The 17,603-nt window shown below is 50.7% G+C and carries 17 protein-coding genes and 2 pseudogenes; 17 read left to right on the forward strand and 2 right to left on the reverse strand.

The window, feature by feature from the left end:
• The 3 genes and pseudogenes from DXB83_RS16760 to DXB83_RS02685 form a co-directional block, all read left to right on the forward strand.
• A pseudogene (locus DXB83_RS16760) lies at window positions 1–180 on the forward strand (hypothetical protein); the annotation flags it as partial.
• Entirely contained in the window at window positions 177–689 is a 513-nt protein-coding gene (gene coaD / locus DXB83_RS02680; RefSeq protein WP_022461888.1) for a pantetheine-phosphate adenylyltransferase, read from the forward strand. The pseudogene DXB83_RS16760 and the gene coaD, both read left to right, overlap by 4 nt.
• Before the next feature lie 11 nt (window positions 690–700).
• Window positions 701–1,324: an ATPase gene (locus DXB83_RS02685; protein WP_117508991.1), complete on the forward strand. Its 624-nt coding sequence runs from the start codon at window positions 701–703 to the stop codon at window positions 1,322–1,324.
• On the opposite strand, the gene DXB83_RS02690 is transcribed toward DXB83_RS02685, so the two are convergent.
• Complete coding sequence (locus DXB83_RS02690) at window positions 1,298–2,248, reverse strand: nucleoside recognition domain-containing protein (protein WP_055265191.1); 951 nt, start codon at window positions 2,246–2,248, stop codon at window positions 1,298–1,300. The two genes, DXB83_RS02685 and DXB83_RS02690, sit on opposite strands and share 27 nt — an antisense overlap.
• A 76-nt stretch (window positions 2,249–2,324) precedes the next feature.
• On the opposite strand from DXB83_RS02690, the gene DXB83_RS02695 reads away from it, so the two are divergent.
• The 14 genes and pseudogenes from DXB83_RS02695 to hisI all read left to right on the forward strand — a co-directional run.
• Window positions 2,325–3,785, forward strand: coding sequence for an aminoacyl-histidine dipeptidase (locus DXB83_RS02695; RefSeq protein WP_082424449.1), 1,461 nt, complete (start codon window positions 2,325–2,327; stop codon window positions 3,783–3,785).
• Between the two features lie 158 nt (window positions 3,786–3,943).
• A complete protein-coding gene (locus DXB83_RS02700) occupies window positions 3,944–4,756 on the forward strand; it encodes a GTP pyrophosphokinase (protein ID WP_055218019.1) in 813 nt (270 codons plus the stop codon).
• 24 nt (window positions 4,757–4,780) lie between these two features.
• On the forward strand, window positions 4,781–6,154 hold the full coding sequence (locus DXB83_RS02705; RefSeq protein WP_117509156.1) for an RsmB/NOP family class I SAM-dependent RNA methyltransferase: 1,374 nt from the start codon (window positions 4,781–4,783) through the stop codon (window positions 6,152–6,154).
• Window positions 6,151–6,909: a pseudouridine synthase gene (locus DXB83_RS02710; protein ID WP_117508990.1), complete on the forward strand. Its 759-nt coding sequence runs from the start codon at window positions 6,151–6,153 to the stop codon at window positions 6,907–6,909. Before DXB83_RS02705 ends, DXB83_RS02710 begins: the two co-directional genes overlap by 4 nt.
• A gap of 3 nt (window positions 6,910–6,912) precedes the next feature.
• Window positions 6,913–8,856 (forward strand): YgiQ family radical SAM protein, encoded by a 1,944-nt coding sequence (locus DXB83_RS02715; RefSeq protein WP_055226360.1) that lies wholly within the window; start codon window positions 6,913–6,915, stop codon window positions 8,854–8,856.
• A gap of 51 nt (window positions 8,857–8,907) precedes the next feature.
• Window positions 8,908–9,525, forward strand: coding sequence for a DUF4191 family protein (locus tag DXB83_RS02720; RefSeq protein ID WP_022461880.1), 618 nt, complete (start codon window positions 8,908–8,910; stop codon window positions 9,523–9,525).
• A gap of 12 nt (window positions 9,526–9,537) precedes the next feature.
• On the forward strand, window positions 9,538–10,524 hold the full coding sequence (locus tag DXB83_RS02725) for an RluA family pseudouridine synthase (RefSeq protein ID WP_055226359.1): 987 nt from the start codon (window positions 9,538–9,540) through the stop codon (window positions 10,522–10,524).
• Window positions 10,521–11,099, forward strand: coding sequence for a signal peptidase I (gene lepB / locus DXB83_RS02730; protein ID WP_055265187.1), 579 nt, complete (start codon window positions 10,521–10,523; stop codon window positions 11,097–11,099). The genes DXB83_RS02725 and lepB overlap by 4 nt, the downstream gene beginning before the upstream one ends.
• 25 nt (window positions 11,100–11,124) lie before the next feature.
• Window positions 11,125–11,673: a Holliday junction resolvase RecU gene (locus DXB83_RS02735; protein ID WP_117509155.1), complete on the forward strand. Its 549-nt coding sequence runs from the start codon at window positions 11,125–11,127 to the stop codon at window positions 11,671–11,673.
• 107 nt (window positions 11,674–11,780) lie between these two features.
• On the forward strand, window positions 11,781–13,022 hold the full coding sequence (gene hisZ, locus DXB83_RS02740) for an ATP phosphoribosyltransferase regulatory subunit (protein WP_117508989.1): 1,242 nt from the start codon (window positions 11,781–11,783) through the stop codon (window positions 13,020–13,022).
• Window positions 13,023–13,043: 21 nt separating this feature from the next.
• A complete protein-coding gene (hisG, locus tag DXB83_RS02745) occupies window positions 13,044–13,682 on the forward strand; it encodes an ATP phosphoribosyltransferase (protein WP_022461875.1) in 639 nt (212 codons plus the stop codon).
• The gene (gene hisD / locus DXB83_RS02750; protein WP_055226357.1) at window positions 13,679–14,977 is read left to right on the forward strand and encodes a histidinol dehydrogenase; all 1,299 of its coding nucleotides are present in this window, start codon (window positions 13,679–13,681) and stop codon (window positions 14,975–14,977) included. Before hisG ends, hisD begins: the two co-directional genes overlap by 4 nt.
• Window positions 14,978–15,031: 54 nt before the next feature.
• Window positions 15,032–15,568: an imidazoleglycerol-phosphate dehydratase HisB gene (gene hisB, locus DXB83_RS02755; protein ID WP_055218350.1), complete on the forward strand. Its 537-nt coding sequence runs from the start codon at window positions 15,032–15,034 to the stop codon at window positions 15,566–15,568.
• A gap of 55 nt (window positions 15,569–15,623) precedes the next feature.
• Window positions 15,624–15,935 (forward strand): annotated as a pseudogene (hisI, locus tag DXB83_RS02760) (phosphoribosyl-AMP cyclohydrolase); the annotation flags it as partial.
• A 101-nt stretch (window positions 15,936–16,036) separates the two neighbouring features.
• Here hisI and DXB83_RS02765 read toward each other — a convergent pair.
• Window positions 16,037–17,452, reverse strand: coding sequence for an NCS2 family permease (locus DXB83_RS02765; RefSeq protein ID WP_118697252.1), 1,416 nt, complete (start codon window positions 17,450–17,452; stop codon window positions 16,037–16,039).
• Window positions 17,453–17,603 lie beyond the last annotated feature (151 nt).

A 17,603-nucleotide genomic window follows, 5' to 3' on the forward strand; every position in this document is an offset into this window, starting at 1 on the left:
TTCCGCGACGCCTCTTTTATCGGTGAGGATACCTTAATTATTGTAGAAGCATCGCTGAATACTGATTTCGACTGGGCGGAGGATGCCGGATACGAAATTCTGAAGAAAAAAATCTATAAGACAAATGTCCATGTATTCCTTACCCCGAAAAGCAAACACGAAGGAGTAAAAGAATCATGAAGACAGCCGTATACCCGGGAACTTTTGACCCTGTAACGTATGGTCATCTGGATGTCATTCTGCGTGCATCCAAGCTTTTTGACTGCGTAATCGTGGGAGTTTTACATAATTCCTCAAAATCTCCGTTGTTTTCTGTGGAAGAACGTGTTAATATACTAAAGAAAGCGACCCAGGACATTCCAAATGTCGAAGTCCGTTCTTTCAGCGGGCTCGCTGTTGATTTTGCGAAGGAATGCCAGGCGCATACGATCGTCCGCGGACTCCGCGCGATCACAGACTTTGAATATGAACTGCAGATGGCACAGACGAACCGCGTTCTGGAACCGGAAGTAGATACCACGTTTCTGATTACCTCGCTGGAGTATGCGTACCTCAGCTCCACGGTAGTAAAAGAAGTAGCTGCTTTTGGCGGCGACATTCACAAATTTGTTCCGGATTTTGTGGAAAAAGAAATCCGCGCAAAATATGCCGCCCGAAATTCAGAAGGAATGCCGCAGGATAAAAGATAAGGAGAATTAAAATGAGCAGCAGAATTGAACAGATCATCGAAGAAATTGAGGAGTATGTAGAGAGCTGTAAATATCAGCCGCTGTCTACCACCAAAATCGTTGTAAATAAAGAAGAATTAGAAGAGCTTCTCCGTGAGCTCCGTCTGAAAACACCGGACGAGATCAAACGGTACCAGAAGATCATCAGCAACAAAGATGCGATTCTGGCAGACGCACAGAACAAGGCAGATGCCATCATTGCAGAGGCACAGGCAAAGGCAAGAGAGATGGTAGAGCAGAGTGAAGTGATGCAGACAGCATACGCACAGGCAAATGAGACCGTCAACAATGCAAACCAGCAGGCACAGGAAATCCTGGATGCTGCAACCAACGATGCCAACAGCATCCGTCTCGGTGCCATCGGATATACCGATGATATGCTTGCCAACTTAAGCAATATTATGACGACTGCATTAAACGATGCAGGAGAGAAATACAACAGCTTTGTAGAATCCCTGACAAGCTGCTACAATACCGTTGTTCAGAACAGAAGTGAGCTCTCCCCGCAGGGTGCTCCGGAAGAAGAGCAGCCAGAGGAAGAAGTTGTCGTACCGGAATATGATCCGGCATCAGAAGAGGAAAGCGAAGAGGAATAAACCAAGCGTTCCTGCGAAAGCAGCACAGCAGAGCTTCCCGGCAAGATAAGGCCAGAGGGGCAGACCGCTGTTATGGATCATACAGTTTGTCTGGGCAGCGACAGAGAGACCGCCGAAGGCGGCGCAGGTAAGGATAGCAGAGACTTTTCCGGCGTAAGGAAGAGAGGACGCGGCAAGCTGTGCGATTCCCGTCGTGATTTCCAGCACGCCGCAGAGCAGGGGCGAGGCGGAACCAAACGGATGCAGATCCATCAGAAGTCCGGACAGAATGGAAAACAGGATGATGTATCCGCCAAGCTGTGTAATGATTTCAAATCCGTTCATGATAGAGGTGTCCAGCAGGTTTCCTTTGGAAGTCTGTTTTGACATCTCTTTTTTTTCCACGGAATGTGTCCGATGGGCGGTGTGCCGGTGCAGGCGGAAGCGGCGGAAAACAAGCCGGAACAGAAAACCAGTTAGAAAATTGGAACCGTAGAGCACGCCGAAGACGAACCCGGGATGGATCTGTCCGGAAAACGCAGTTAAGATAACATAGGAAGACAGAAAAGCAGGACTCGGACTGCTGCAGAAGGTTAAAAGATAGCACGCTTCGTTCCGGTCAATTTCTTCTGCCTCATAGAGCTGGGCAGTGATGCGCGCTCCCATGGGAAAACCGCAGAAAAGACCGAGAAAAAGTGCATAAAACCCAGCCGGGGAAAGACCGAAAACCGTTTGAAAAAAAACTTCTGCACGGGCAGAGATCCGCCGCGCGGCTCCTGTTTCCAGAAGAAGAGATGTCAGAATCAGAAACGGCAGAAGTGACGGAAGAATGGTATGAAACCAGAGATTGACACCCTCGCAGGCATAGAAAAAAGTCCGCGCGGGAAAGATAAGAAGACAGAAAAAAAGAAGCAGGGAAGAGAGAAATAAAAGTGATTTTTTCATGACGTTCGAACCTCCTCCCGCTTTCTAAAATAGAGTATGATGAAGCTTTGAAAAAAAGAAGATGGGAGAAGAAAAAATGAGCGTATTAGCAGGATTAAAACCGGAACGGGTATTTTATTATTTTGAAGAGCTCTGCCGCATTCCGCACGGCTCCGGAAACACAAAAGAAGTGAGCGACTATCTGGTTCAGTTTGCAAGGGACCATGAATTATCCTGGTATCAGGATGCGTCCAACAACGTGGTCATCCGCCGCCCGGCATCGAAGGGATGTGAATTGGCTCCGACCGTGATTCTGCAGGGCCACTGCGATATGGTCTGCGAGAAGAAGCCGGGCAGCAGCCACGATTTTACGAAGGACGGCCTTGAGCTTCACATCGACGGCGATGAGATTTATGCCAGGGACACGACGCTTGGCGGAGACGACGGAATTGCCGTTGCCTATATGCTGGCTGTGTTGGAATCGGATGATCTGCAGCTTCCGGCCATCGAGGCACTGATTACGACGGATGAAGAGATCGGACTGCTCGGCGCAGCAGCATTAAACGGGAATGAATTAAAGGGAAGAACACTGTTAAATATGGATTCTGAAGAGGAAGGCATTCTCACCGTATCATGCGCAGGCGGTATGACAGCCATGATGGATCTGCCGGTGCGCAGAAGCGAAGTGATGGGTGAGCAGATGGAAGTGACGATTTCCGGTCTTGCCGGTGGCCATTCCGGTACGGAAATCCACAAAAACCGTGCCAACTCCAACATTCTGGCGGGCCGTTTCCTGTACGAACTGGCAGGAAAGATGGATTATGCCCTGATCGAGCTGGAGGGCGGTTTAAAAGACAACGCCATTCCGCGGACAACCCGCATGCTTCTTGCCATCGACGGCGGAGAGAAAGAGATCTTAAAAGAGGAAGCATCACGCTTCACCGAAAATCTTTGCAGAGAGTACAGCGGAACAGATGACGGTATTACCGTTACGGTAGAGAAAACAGGCGAGGGCGCTGCACCGGCGCTTCATCCGGTCAGCCTGCAGAAAACCGTCTTTTTCCTGATGAATCTTCCGAACGGGGTACAGAAGATGAGCGGCCAGATCCCGGGACTGGTGGAAACATCCCTGAACCTCGGTATTCTGAAATTAGAGCCGGATCACCTGCATGCGTGTGCAAGTGTGCGGAGCTCCGTGGGAAGTGCAAAGGAAGCCCTTTCCGACAAGCTGGAGTATCTGATCGGTTTCCTGGGCGGTGAGTTCCACGTAGAGGGCGCGTACCCGGCATGGGAGTATAAAGAGGATTCTGCCCTCCGCGATCTGATGGTGGCGGAATATGAAGCCATGTATGGACAGAAACCGGCAGTGGAAGCGATTCATGCCGGACTGGAATGCGGTCTGTTCTATGAAAAGCTTTCCGGTCTTGACTGTGTATCTTTCGGCCCGAACATGAAAGCAATTCACACGACCGAGGAGCGGCTTTCGATTTCCTCCGTGGAGAGAACGTATCAGTACCTGTGCCGCGTTCTGGAGCAGCTTTCGAAACGGCAGGCATAAAAAACTGCCCGTGTCTATTTCAAAAAAGTTTCTGAAAAACAGTCATAAAACAGAAAAGACAGGCATAAAGTAACAGGGTGGGGATTGAATTTCCAAAGCGTTTACCATCCGATAAGAAAAATGGCTGAAAGCAGGAGCAAAAAAGGAGATTAGGGGACATGGATATACTGTTATGGCATGAGATTCTGGAACCATACGAGCTGGCTGTCAAGGAATTACAGGTGAAATTCCGGCATCTGATCAAGGAGCACCACGGAAAAGGGCTGTACTCACCGATCGAGAGCGTGAGCGGCCGTGTGAAGAGTGTTTCCAGTATTCTGGAAAAAATGCAGAGAAAGGGCATTGTGCCCGAAGAGATGGAGGAGCAGGTGGAGGATATCGCGGGCATCCGCATCATCTGCCAGTTCGTTGAAGATATCGAAAAGGTTGCCGACCTGATCCAGAAGCGGTCGGATATTGAGATTAAGAGCGAGAAAGACTACATCCGCCACATGAAGGACAGCGGTTACCGGAGCTATCACCTCATTGTTTACTATACCGTGGAGACGATGAACGGCCCGAAGCGCATCCAGGTGGAAATCCAGATCCGCACGATGGCGATGGATTTCTGGGCGACGATTGAGCACTCGCTGCAGTACAAATATAAGGCAAACATTCCGGATCACATCCGGGAGCGCTTAAGCGCAGCTGCAAAGGCGATTATTGTGCTGGATAATGAGATGTCCTCTGTGCGGAGTGAGATTATGGATGCACAGAATTCCTCCCAGATACAGCGGAATCTGATCACGGATATCCTGAATAATATCGAGAATCTTTACAAGGTGACGAACAAACGCGAAGTAGAAAAAATTCAGGATGAGTTTTATCACATCTATGCGCAGAACGATCTGCAGGAGTTAAAACGGTTCCACAAAGAACTGGATCTGATTGCAGAGGGATACCGCGCACAGGCAATTACAGACGAACTTTAGAACAAAAGGGGATAAACGGATATGATCACACTGCCGGAAGCCTTTGAGCAGGAGATGAAACAGCTGCTCGGTGAGGAAGAATATGAGGCATACCGCAAGACATTTGACGAGGCGGTACATAGAGGACTGCGGGTAAACAACGGAAAAATTTCGACAGAAGAGTTTCTTAGGCGGACCGATATTCCGCTTAAGAAGGTTCCGTGGATCCCAAATGGATTTTATTACGATGAAGAGAGCTGCAATCCGGCAAAGGATGCCGATTACTATGCGGGCCTGTATTATCTGCAGGAGCCGAGTGCGATGACACCGGCATCCCGCCTTCCAATTGAGCCGGATGACCGTGTGCTCGATCTCTGTGCGGCACCGGGCGGAAAGGCAACGGAGCTGGGAAGCCGGATTGGTGAGGGCGGCATGCTGCTGGCAAACGATATCAGCAATTCGCGGGCGAAGGCGCTGCTGCGCAACCTGGAAATCCAGGGAGTTGGACGTCTTCTCGTGACGAGCGAGGATCCGGAAAAACTAGTAACCTTGTATCCGGCCTTTTTTGACAAGATCCTTCTTGACGCGCCGTGCTCTGGGGAGGGCATGTTCCGAAAAGAGAGCTCAATGCTGCGCTACTACAGTGAAAATGGGCCGGAGCATTATGTGCCGATCCAGAAAAAACTGATCGAGCAGGCGTATCAGATGCTTGCAGAGGGCGGAGAGCTGCTGTACTCTACCTGTACGTTTTCTGTAAAGGAGAACGAAGAGGTCATCGCAGGGCTGCTGGATGCGCATCCGGATATGGAAGTGCAGGAAATTACCCCGGGTTACGAAGGGTTTGCGCCGGGAGTATCCGTGAATGGCCGCGATCTTTCCCGGTGCGTTCATATTTTCCCGCAGCGGATGGAGGGAGAAGGCCATTTCGTGGCGCTCCTGAAAAAGCAGGGAGAGAGCCGGAAACGGCAGCCTTCCCGCCTTTTGGAAACGACAAAGAAGCTGCCGAAAGAGGCGGAAGAGTTTCTTGCTGGCGTGCGCATGGACTGGAAGAATGGTTCGTTTGCCCTTGTGAAAGACCAGCTCTATTTTCTGCCGGAAGGTGTCTGTGCGGCAAAGGGTCTGCGCTATCTGCGGACCGGACTTTCGCTTGGCACCGTTAAGAAAAACCGCTTCGAGCCGTCCCAGGCGCTGGCGGCGTATCTGAAAAAAGAAGAATACGTTTCGTGTTTGACCATTCCCAAGGGAGATGACCGTGTCATGCGCTACTTAAAGGGTGAGACACTCTCGTTTTCCGAGGAAGAGTGTCAGGGGAAAAAGGACTGGGTGCTTGTGTGCCTGGATGATTTCCCACTTGGCTGGGGAAAAATAAACAACGGAACGTTAAAGAATAAATATTATGCAGGATGGCGGATGGTATGAGTAAATTACGACTCGATAAATATCTGGCGGACATGGGTGTGGGAACACGCCAGGAAGTAAAGGCCCTGGTCCGGAAGGGACGGGTGGCCGTAGACGGAATTACGGCAAAAGCCCCGGAACTGAAAGTCGACCCGGATGAAGCGCAGGTGACTGTGGACGGAAACAGCATTTCCTATGTGAAAATGGAATACTGGATGCTCCACAAACCGGCGGGTGTCGTCTCTGCGACGGAGGACCGCCGTGACCGGACCGTACTCGATCTTTTAAGTGGTGCGGCAAGAAAAGACCTCTTTCCGGTCGGACGGCTCGACAAGGACACCGAAGGGCTGCTGCTGATTACGAACGACGGAGCCCTTTCCCACCGGCTGCTCTCTCCGAAATCGCATGTCTCGAAAGTGTATGAGGCCGTGATTGACGGAAAAGTGACAGAAGAAGATCGGCAGGCATTTGCCGAAGGGCTCGACATTGGGGACGACAAACCGACACTTCCGGCCGAGCTTACCATTCTGGAAACGACAGAAAAAGAGCCTGGCATTTTTGAAAGCCGGATCCGCATTACCATCTGTGAGGGCCGCTTCCACCAGATCAAGCGCATGTTTGAGAAGGTCGGAAAAACGGTCGTCTATTTGAAACGGCTGTCGATGGGGAGCCTGGAACTTGATCCGGCGCTGCAAAAGGGCAGTGCCCGTCTCCTGACGCAGAAAGAAAAAGCGGCGCTTGGCATAGCGGACGCCGAAACACAGAAAGGAAAGTAAAGCATGCCTTTTTTACCAATTACAAGAGAAGAGATGAAGGAACGGGGAATCGAACAGTTTGACTTTGTCTATGTCATCGGAGATGCCTACGTGGACCATTCCTCGTTCGGCCCGGCAATCATCAGCCGTGTGCTCGAGGCGAACGGCTATTCCGTCGGCATCATCTCACAGCCGGACTGGAAGGACGAGAACAGCATTTCGATTTTCGGTGAACCGCGTCTTGGCTTTCTTGTCTCTTCCGGAAATATGGATTCCATGGTCAACCATTATACCGTGGCGAAAAAGCACCGAAAAACAGATGCCTTTACGCCGGGCGGTGTCATGGGAAAACGGCCGGACCGCGCGGTTACCGTGTACGGCAATCTGATCCGGAGAACGTATAAACATACACCGATGATCCTCGGCGGCATCGAGGCATCGCTCCGGCGCCTTTCGCATTACGATTACTGGTCTGACCAGGTGCGCCGCTCCGTCCTTCTCGATTCCGGTGCGGATCTGATTTCGTACGGAATGGGAGAACTTTCGATCGTAGCGATTGCAGATGCACTTGCGGCCGGCATTGACGTTCATGATGTCACCTTTATTCCGGGAACCGTTTATCGGAGCAAAACGCTGGATCACCTGATTGACCCGGTGGTGCTGCCGTCATTCGAGGAGGTGCGGGAGAGCAAGCGGACGTATGCGGAGAGCTTTGCGATTCAGTATAAAAATACCGATGCCATCAATGCGAAGCCGATGGCAGAGCCGTATGAGGGCCAGGGCTACATTGTACAGAATCCGCCTTCCCGTCCTTTGACAGAGCAGGAGATGGATGATGTCTATGCGCTTCCATACATGCGCGCCTATCACCCAAGCTATGAAAAAGACGGCGGTGTGCCGGCGCTTGGAGAAATCAAATACAGTCTGACGAGCAACCGCGGCTGCTTTGGATCCTGCAGTTTCTGCGCGCTGACGTTCCACGAGGGACGCGTTGTGCAGACAAGAAGCCACGAATCCATTCTGGCGGAAGCGCGGCAGATGGTTCAGGAAAAAGAATTTAAAGGCTATATTCACGATGTCGGCGGCCCGACGGCGGATTTCCGCGGTCCGGCATGCAAAAAGCAGCTCACCAAAGGCGCCTGCCCGAACCGGAACTGTCTCTTCCCGGAGCCGTGTAAAAATATGGTGGCAGATCACAGAGATTATGTGAAGCTGCTGCGGGAATTAAAAGACATTCCGGGCGTGAAGAAAGTCTTTATCCGCTCCGGCATCCGTTTTGACTATGTCCTGGCCGATAAAGACCAGACGTTCCTTTCCGAGCTGGTAAAGGATCACGTCAGCGGTCAGCTCCGCGTTGCGCCGGAGCACGTTTCGAACCGTGTGCTTTCCTATATGGGAAAACCGCGCCACGAAGTATATCAGGAATTTATCCGCCGCTTCGATGCGTGCAACAAAAAGACGGGGAAGCAGCAGTACGCACTTCCGTATTTTATGTCGTCCCATCCGGGGTGTGACTTGGAGGATGCGGTGGAGCTTGCCGAGTACATCCGCGATATGGGATTTATCCCGGAGCAGGCACAGGACTTCTATCCGACGCCTTCCACACTTTCCACCTGTATGTACTATACCGGTCTTGACCCGCGGACGATGGATCCGGTTTACGTGCCGAAATCGCCGCATGAGAAGGCGATGCAGCGTGCGCTGATTCAGTACCGGAATCCGGAGAACTATGAGCTCGTCTGCGAGGCACTGCGCCGGACACACCGGGAGGATCTGATCGGATTCGGACCGAAATGTCTCGTACGACCGAGAAAGATGGCCGGGGAGGCAGGAAAACCGTCAAGAGGAAAAGGGTCCAACGGAAAAGGCTTTGGCCAGAAGACGGCGAATGACCGTTCCGGACAGGGAAAAGCCAAAACAGGCGGACGGCCGAAAAAGACGCTCCGCAACGTGCACAAAAAGAAATAAACACGCAGAAGATGAGCGGGGATCTTATCGAAGAAGGGAAATGACAGAAGAATGAAGATCAGAAAAGGGGATTACGGCTATATCCGCCGGGAAAAGAAAAAAAGACTGCTTGTGACACTGGGACTGTTCGTCCTTCCGGCCATCGTTTTTATTGTCGGGCTTGTGCTTGCAGACGGAAACAAGAGCAACATTTTTACGGTTGTCGCCGTAGTAGGCTGTCTGCCGGGCTGCCGCGCCGCCGTCGGTTTTATCATGATGGTTATGCAAAAGCCAGTGGACAAAGCAGTGTACGATGCCATTGAGGCAAAAAAAGGAAAACTGCTGATGGGATATGAAATGTATATCACACAGGAAAAATCGAGTCTGATGATCGAAGCAGCGGCGTTCTGCGGTGAGGAGATCGCCTGCTACACCACGCGCGCCAAAGACCAGAAACAGATCGAGGACTGCACTACGTATCTGAACAAGATCATCCGTGCCAACGGCTACAAATGCCATGTGAAGATTTTTGATCGGGAAAAAGCATTTCTGGAGCGCCTCGATTCCCTGAACCGCAACTACGATGAGCTGGAAAAGAGCGCCAGTGAAAACTTCAAACCGGATGAGCGGTACCCGGATCTGTCCCGCACGGAACTGGTGAAACACACGATGCTGGCGCTGGCACTGTAGGAGACCATTGCTATGAGAGAACTGACCGTGACAGAAAAAGACTGCGCGCAGCAGCTCATCAAATATCTGTCCAAATATATGGAGGAGGCGCCAAAGAGTTTCTTCTATAAAATGCTGCGAAAGAAAAACATTGTGCTGAACCAGAAAAAGGCGGACGGCAGTGAAAAGCTGAAAACAGGCGATACGATCCGGCTGTATCTGGCGGAAGAGACCATCGAAAAATTTCGGAAAACACCGGAAAAACCGGCGGCTGGAAAACAGGTAAAGTATCCGAAGCTGGATATCGTCTATGAAGACGAAAAAGTAATTTTCCTGAACAAGCCGGCAGGTGTCCTCTCACAGAAGGCGAAAGAGACGGATGTGAGCCTTACCGAAGCGCTCGGCGCCTATCTTTCGGAAAAAAATGCCGGGGAGGAGACCATGTTCCGCGCCGGACTCTGCAATCGTCTGGACCGGAACACCAGCGGTCTGATTCTTGCCGGAAAAACCGTTGCGGCGACGCAGCAGCTTTCAGAACTGATCGCAGAGCGGGCTGTTGGAAAATACTATCTGACGGTTGTAAAAGGAACCGTGACAGAGACAGAGCGGATACGCGGATATCTCACAAAAAATGAGAGGACAAACCGTGTTTCGATTCAGAGAGAGCAGCAGGGAGATGCTGTTTACATAGAAACCGCATACCGGCCGCTCTGTGCCGGAAGAGGCTGTACGCTGCTGGAGGTTGAGCTGGTGACCGGAAAGAGCCATCAGATCCGCAGCCATCTCGCGAGCATCGGTCATCCGCTTGCGGGAGATACGAAATACGGGGATGCGGAGTTTAACCGCCGCTTCCGGGAAAAATACGGACTGAAATACCAACTTCTCCATTCGTGGAAGGCGGTATTTCCAGAGCTTACGGGCACCTTATCGGATCTGTCCGGAAAAACCTTTACAGCGCCCCTGCCATCATCCGTGCGCCGGATTTTACAGGGAGAACATTTGACGGGAGAAGGATTATGAGCCGAAAAGACAACGAAAAGAAAGAAACAAAACCAAGAAAAACGGAGGAGACGAGCATCGGACGGGAAATCTGGGAATATGTAAAAATGATCGCTATTGTCGTGGCAGTCGTTGTTTTTGTGGAGCAGGTCATTGTCATCAACGCAAGAATCCCATCTCCTTCCATGGAAAACACGATTATGACCGGAGACCAGATCTTCGGTAACCGCCTTGCTTATGTAAAGAGCGATCCGCAGCGGTATGACATCGTTATTTTCTATTATCCGGACGACGAGAAGCAGAAGTTTATCAAGCGCGTCATCGGACTGCCGGGAGAGACGGTTACGATCCGCGACGGAAAGGTGTATATCAACGATTCCACCGATCCGCTGCGCGATGATTTCTGCCCGGAAACACCGGTCGGCGATTTCGGACCGTATGAGGTGCCGGAGGGCTGCTACTTTATGCTCGGCGACAACCGGAACGTATCAAAGGATTCCCGCTACTGGCTGAATCCGTACGTAGAGAAAGACAAGATCATCGGCAAGGCCTTTCTGCGCTACTGGCCGCTGAACAAAATTTCTCTGATTGAATAAGAACAGAACAAAGACGAGGACAGGAATTATGGCATGGACATCGAGGGGACTCCGCGGATCAACGCTGGAGGAAATGATCAACCGCACAAACGAGCAGTACCGTGACAAGCATCTGGCACTGATCCAGAAGGTGCCGACGCCGATCACCCCGATCAAAATAGATAAGGAGAGCAGACACATCACGCTGGCTTATTTTGAAAAGAAGAGTACCGTTGATTACATCGGCGCTGTACAGGGCATTCCCGTCTGCTTCGATGCCAAAGAGTGCAAAACGGATTCCTTTCCGCTCGCAAACATCCACGAGCACCAGGTCACGTTTATGAAAGATTTCGAGCAGCAGGGGGGGATTTCCTTCCTGCTGCTGTATTTTACGGCGCGGGACGAATATTATTACCTGCGGTATGAGACGATGAAAACCTTCTGGGACCGCGGACAGAACGGCGGAAAGAAGCATTTTTCCTACACCGAGCTTGAAACGTCATTCTTCCTTCCCAGAACGGGAAGCAGCGTTCTCGTCCCGTACCTGAACGGAATCCAGAAGGATCTGGAGATACGGGATTCGAAAGCGGATTAAAATTTTGAGTTGACAGGGAAAATGTTTTCCGATATACTAACCATAGTTTTAAATTCAATATGGTAATATGGTAGTGGACTAAAGCGAAAAAGTGAGGACAACAAAACATGGATCGATTAATTCATACCCCGGAAGGCGTCCGGGATGTCTACAATCAGGAATGTACGAAAAAATTATACATGGAGAATCAGATTGAGCAGGTATTTCATGCGTTTGGATATCAGGATATTGAAACACCGACGTTCGAGTTTTTTGATGTATTCGGAAGAGAAGTGGGAACAACACCGTCCCGCGAGCTCTACAAATTCTTTGACCGCGACGGCAACACCCTTGTGCTCCGTCCGGACTTTACCCCGTCGATTGCACGCGCAGCCTCCATGTATTTCATGGAAGAGACGATGCCGATCCGCCTTTGCTACAGAGGAAGCAGCTTCGTCAACAGCAGCAGCTATCAGGGCCGCTTAAAAGAGTCCACCCAGATGGGCGTCGAGCTCTTAAACGATGATTCCGCAATGGCAGACGCAGAGATCATTGCGATGACCGTAAAAGTTATGCTGGATGCCGGTCTTACCGATTTCCAGATCAGCATCGGCCACGTAGGTTTCTTCCAGGCGCTCGCCGAGGAAGCTGCGCTCGCCGAGGATGTTCTGAACGAATTAAAAGAACTGATTTCCATTAAAAATCATTTTGGCGCCGAGGAGCTGCTGGCAAAACAGAACCTTCGAAGTGATCTGTTTGAAGCACTCCGTGATGTTCCGCAACTGTTCGGAAATGCAGAGATTCTCGAAAAGGCAAAAGGCCTTACAAGAAATCCGGCGGCAAGAGAGGCACTCGATCGTCTGGCTACGATCTATGAGATCGTTAAAGATTACGGCTATGAAAAATACGTCTTCTTCGATCTCGGCCTTTTAAGCAAATTCCATTACTACACCGGTATTATTTTCCAGGCCTACACCTACGGCACCGGCGAGCCGATCGTAAAAGGCGGCCGCTACGATGCACTGCTGCAGCACTTCGGAAAGAAAGCGCCGGCGATCGGATTCTGTACTGTCATGGAATCTCTGATGAATGCACTGGAGCGCCAGAAAATTTCTCTTCCGATTGCCAATACGAAAACGATGCTACTCTACCCGGATTTTCTTCAGCCGCTGGCCGTAAAACTTGCTAACGAGCACAGAAGCAAGGGCATGGATGTCGCGCTGGTCTGCTTTGCAAGGGACAAGGTTCTTGCAGATTATGAAGAATACGGCAGAAAGAACCAGTTCGGCGGCATTGTCTATATTCAGAAGAGCGATTCGGTGCTTGCTATCGATTTGTCGACAGGAGAAGTACAGCCGGTGGAGCTGTAGGAGAGGAAGGGTACGAAAAAGATGAGATATTTGACCATTGCACTGACAAAAGGACGCCTGGCGTACCAGACGCTGGAGCTGCTGGAAAAAGTCGGCATCACCTGCGATGAAATGAAAAATAAAGATACGAGAAAGCTGATTTTCACGGACGAAGAGCATAAGCTCCGTTTCTTCCTCGCCAAAGGTCCGGATGTGCCGACCTATGTGGAGTACGGCGCAGCGGATATCGGAATCGTCGGAAAGGACACGATTCTGGAGGAAGGAAGACGCCTCTACGAGGTATTGGACCTTGGCTACGGCAAGTGCCGCATGTGTGTCTGCGGACCGGAATCCGCGCGTGAGCTGCTGCAGCACAACCAGCAGATCCGTGTGGCAACGAAGTACCCAAACATTGCCAAGGATTACTTCTACAACCGCAAGCACCAGACCGTTGAGATGATCAAGCTGAACGGCTCGATCGAGCTGGCACCGATTGTCGGACTTTCCGAAGTGATTGTGGATATTGTAGAGACAGGAAGCACTTTACGGGAAAACGGCCTGACCGTTCTCGAGGAGGTCTGCCCGCTGTCTGCGCGCATGGTTGTCAACCAGGTGAGCATGCGGATGGAAAATGAGAGAATTACCAAATTAATTCAGGATCTGAAAGGAGCACTGGTATGAGAATCGTAAAACTGACAAAAGAGACCACAGAAAATATTCTGGAGAATATGCTGAAACGAAGCCCGACACAGTACGGAACGTACGAGGCTTCCGTGCAGGAGATCATTGAGAATGTAAAAACAAGAAAAGACGCAGCCGTTTTCGAATATACCGAGAAATTCGACCACGCGGTACTCGATGCTTCTACCGTAGAAGTAACACAGGAAGAGATTGATGAAGCGTACAATATCGTAGATCCAGAGCTGATCGGTGTCATCCGCAGATCCATGAAAAATATCCGTGAGTTCCACGAAAAACAGAAACAGAACAGCTGGTTCACCTCTACCGAGAACGGAACGATGCTTGGCCAGAAGCTGACCGCCCTGAACCGTGTCGGCGTATACGTTCCGGGAGGAAAGGCAGCGTATCCGTCCTCCGTTCTGATGAACATTCTTCCGGCAAAAGTGGCAGGAGTCAAAGAAATCTGCATGACAACGCCGTGCGGCAGAGACGGAAAAGTCAACCCGGTTGTCCTTGCGGCAGCAAAAGAAGCCGGTGCGGACCGCGTCTTTAAAATCGGCGGTGCACAGGCAATTGCAGCCCTTGCTTACGGAACCGAGAGCATTCCGAAAGTCGATAAAATCGTAGGACCTGGAAACATCTACGTTGCCCTTGCAAAGAAAGCCGTATACGGAAATGTCAGCATCGACTCCATCGCAGGCCCAAGTGAGATTCTTGTCCTTGCTGATGAGACTGCAAATCCGCGGTTCGTGGCAGCCGATCTCTTAAGCCAGGCTGAGCATGATGAGCTTGCAAGTGCGATTCTCATTACCACCTCCCAGGAACTGGCAGAGAAGGTAAGTGAAGAGGTAGACGGTTTCTTAAAAGTCCTCTCCAGAAGCGACATCATCTCCAAATCACTGGACAACTTCGGCTACATCCTTGTCACCGATTCGCATCAGGAAGCGATCGACACCGTAGATGCCATCGCACCGGAGCACCTCGAGATCGTGACGAAGAACCCGTTTGAGGATATGATGAAGGTACATAACGCCGGTGCTATTTTCCTCGGCGAGAACTCCAGCGAGCCTCTCGGTGACTATTTTGCCGGCCCGAACCATATCCTGCCGACGAACGGAACCGCAAAATTCTTCTCACCGCTGTCCGTAGACGATTTCGTGAAGAAATCCAGCATCATCTATTATTCCAGAGAAGCCCTTTCCGAGATCCACGAGGATATCGAGAGCTTTGCAAAATCAGAGAGCTTGACGGCACACGCCAATTCGATTGCCGTCCGTTTTGAGGGGGAAGAGTAAGTGGAGAACAGAACAGCCAGCGTAGAACGCGTGACAAAAGAAACAAAGATCCGCATGACATTAAATCTGGATGGAACGGGAAAGAGCGACATCCACACCGGCATCGGCTTTTTTGACCATATGCTCGACGGCTTTGCCCGCCACGGTCTTTTCGACCTTTCCGTTTCTGTAGACGGAGATCTTGATGTAGACGGCCACCACACGATCGAGGACACCGGTATCGTGCTCGGAACTGCAATCCGCGAGGCAGTCGGCGACAAACAGGGCATCCGCCGCTACGGCGACAGAATCCTTCCGATGGACGAGACACTGGTGCTCTCGGCCGTTGACCTCTGCGGCAGACCGTATCTCTCTTTCCAGGCAGAATTTACACGGGAGAAAGTAGGAGAGATGGAGACCGAGATGGTAAAAGAATTCTTCTACGCCGTTTCCTATGCGGCGCAGATGAATCTGCATATCAAAGTGCTTGACGGCGGAAATAACCACCACATCATCGAGGCGATGTTCAAAGCATTTGCGAAGGCACTCGATGAGGCAACTTCCTTCGATCCGAGAATTGCCGGCGTGCTCTCGACCAAGGGCAGCCTGTAAGAGCAGAAAAAGAGGAGAACAAGAGATGAAACAAGCATTAAAATGTGATTTTACCTGGGCGGATTTTAAGACAAACAGCGACGGCATGGTTCCGGTTGTTGTACAGGATGCGGAAAATGACGAAGTGCTGATGCTCGCCTACATGAATGAAGAAGCGTTTGAGACGACACTGCGCCTTGGAAAAATGACGTACTGGAGCAGAAGCCGCAATGAGCTCTGGACGAAGGGACTGAGCTCCGGCCATGTGCAGTATGTAAAACAGCTTCTGATCGACTGCGACAACGATACAATTCTTGCCAAAGTAGAACAGGTCGGCGCAGCGTGCCACACCGGAAACCGCACCTGCTTTTACCGGACCCTGGCAGAATAAAAATTTTTGATCCAGAGCATAAAAAGAGCTCCTGTTTCACAGAATAAAATCTGTGGGACAGGAGCCTTTTTATGCGGTTCTGTATCGTTAAAAAGCCATTACAGAAGAAGGTATTTTAAGATAAACAGAACAGCCAGGATGTACATGATCACGCTGATCTTTTTTTCTTTTGCTTTTCCGCTCAGGATCTGGATTGCAACGTAGGAGATAACTCCCATGGCAATACCTTCGGAAATGCTGTAGAAGAACGGCATAGCTCCGATGCAGATGTAGCACGGAATCGCCTCGGAAAGATCGCTGAAATCAATGTTGACTACGTTGGTCAGCATGTAGAAGCCTACCACGATCAGTGCCGGAGCCGTTGCAAAGGACGGGATGGCAAGGAAGATCGGGGAGAGGAACAGAGCGAGGCCGAAGAGGATTGCAGTGGTAACAGCGGTAAGACCGGTACGGCCGCCTTCGGAAACGCCGGAAGCACTCTCAACGAAAGTTGTTGTGGTAGAAGTACCAAGAACAGCACCTGCGCAGGTAGCAACAGCATCTGCCATCAGCGCGCCCTTGATGTGCGGAAGTTTTCCGTTTTTGTCGAGCATGTTTGCCTTGGAAGATACACCGATCAGAGTTCCGATGGTATCAAACATATCGACAAACAGGAATGCAAACATGATCACGAAGAACTCGCCTGTTTTCAGAATGGAGAAATCCAGTTTTCCGAAAATCGGGGCAAGGCTTGGAATGGAAAGTCCGTTGGAAAAATCCGGGAACAGGCTGTAGAAGCCGTTTGCCGGGTTCGGAACGTAGAGACCGCATGCCTGGCAGATCATGCCGAGGATCCAGGTTGCAAGAATTCCCCAGAGGATGTTTCCTTTTACATTGCGTATGACAAGAACGGCGGTGAGGATAACACCGATGACTGCGAGCAGAACGGTGATTCCGACATCGTTAAACGTTCCTGCCACATACTCTGTTCCGTTTAATGTGGCTGCAGACTGCAGGTTGGCATTGTAGGAAGACAGGGAATAGAGGCCTGCCACGGTTGAAGAGTTCGGCAGTACAATTTTTGCATTCTGAAGTCCGATGAATGCGATGAACAGACCGATGCCGACGCTGACTGCAGATTTGAGGCTGACCGGAATGGAGTTGAAGATCGCCTCACGGACGTTGGTCAGAGAAAGTACAATAAAGATGATACCTTCTGCAAAAACGGCGGTCAGGGCTGCCTGCCAGCTATATCCGTAGCCGAGAACAACGGTGTAGGCGAAATAGGCGTTGAGGCCCATTCCTGGTGCCAGAGCGAATGGATAATTGGCGAAAAGTGCCATGAGCAGGGTGCCAAGGAAGGCTGCCAGAGCCGTTGCGGTAAAGACAGCGCCGTGGTCCATGCCGGTGGAGGAAAGGATGTTCGGGTTGACGGCAAGAATGTACGCCATCGTCATGAACGTGGTGACACCGGCGATGATCTCGGTTTTGACCGTTGTTCCATTTTCCCGCAGCTTGAATGTGTTTTCCATCAGCTTGCTAAACTTTTCCATAGTTTTCTCTCCTTTTGAATTTTGTAGGCGGAAATGTCGCCTCATAATATGGAAACATCCTAAATGTTACAATATTATCAAGTAGAATGCAAGAAAGAAACGAAAAGAATCTGAAAATTTCTTGTCGAAATTT

Origin of the sequence: Blautia sp. OM06-15AC (genome assembly GCF_003481425.1) — a bacterium.
Lineage (GTDB): Bacteria > Bacillota > Clostridia > Lachnospirales > Lachnospiraceae > Fusicatenibacter > Fusicatenibacter saccharivorans.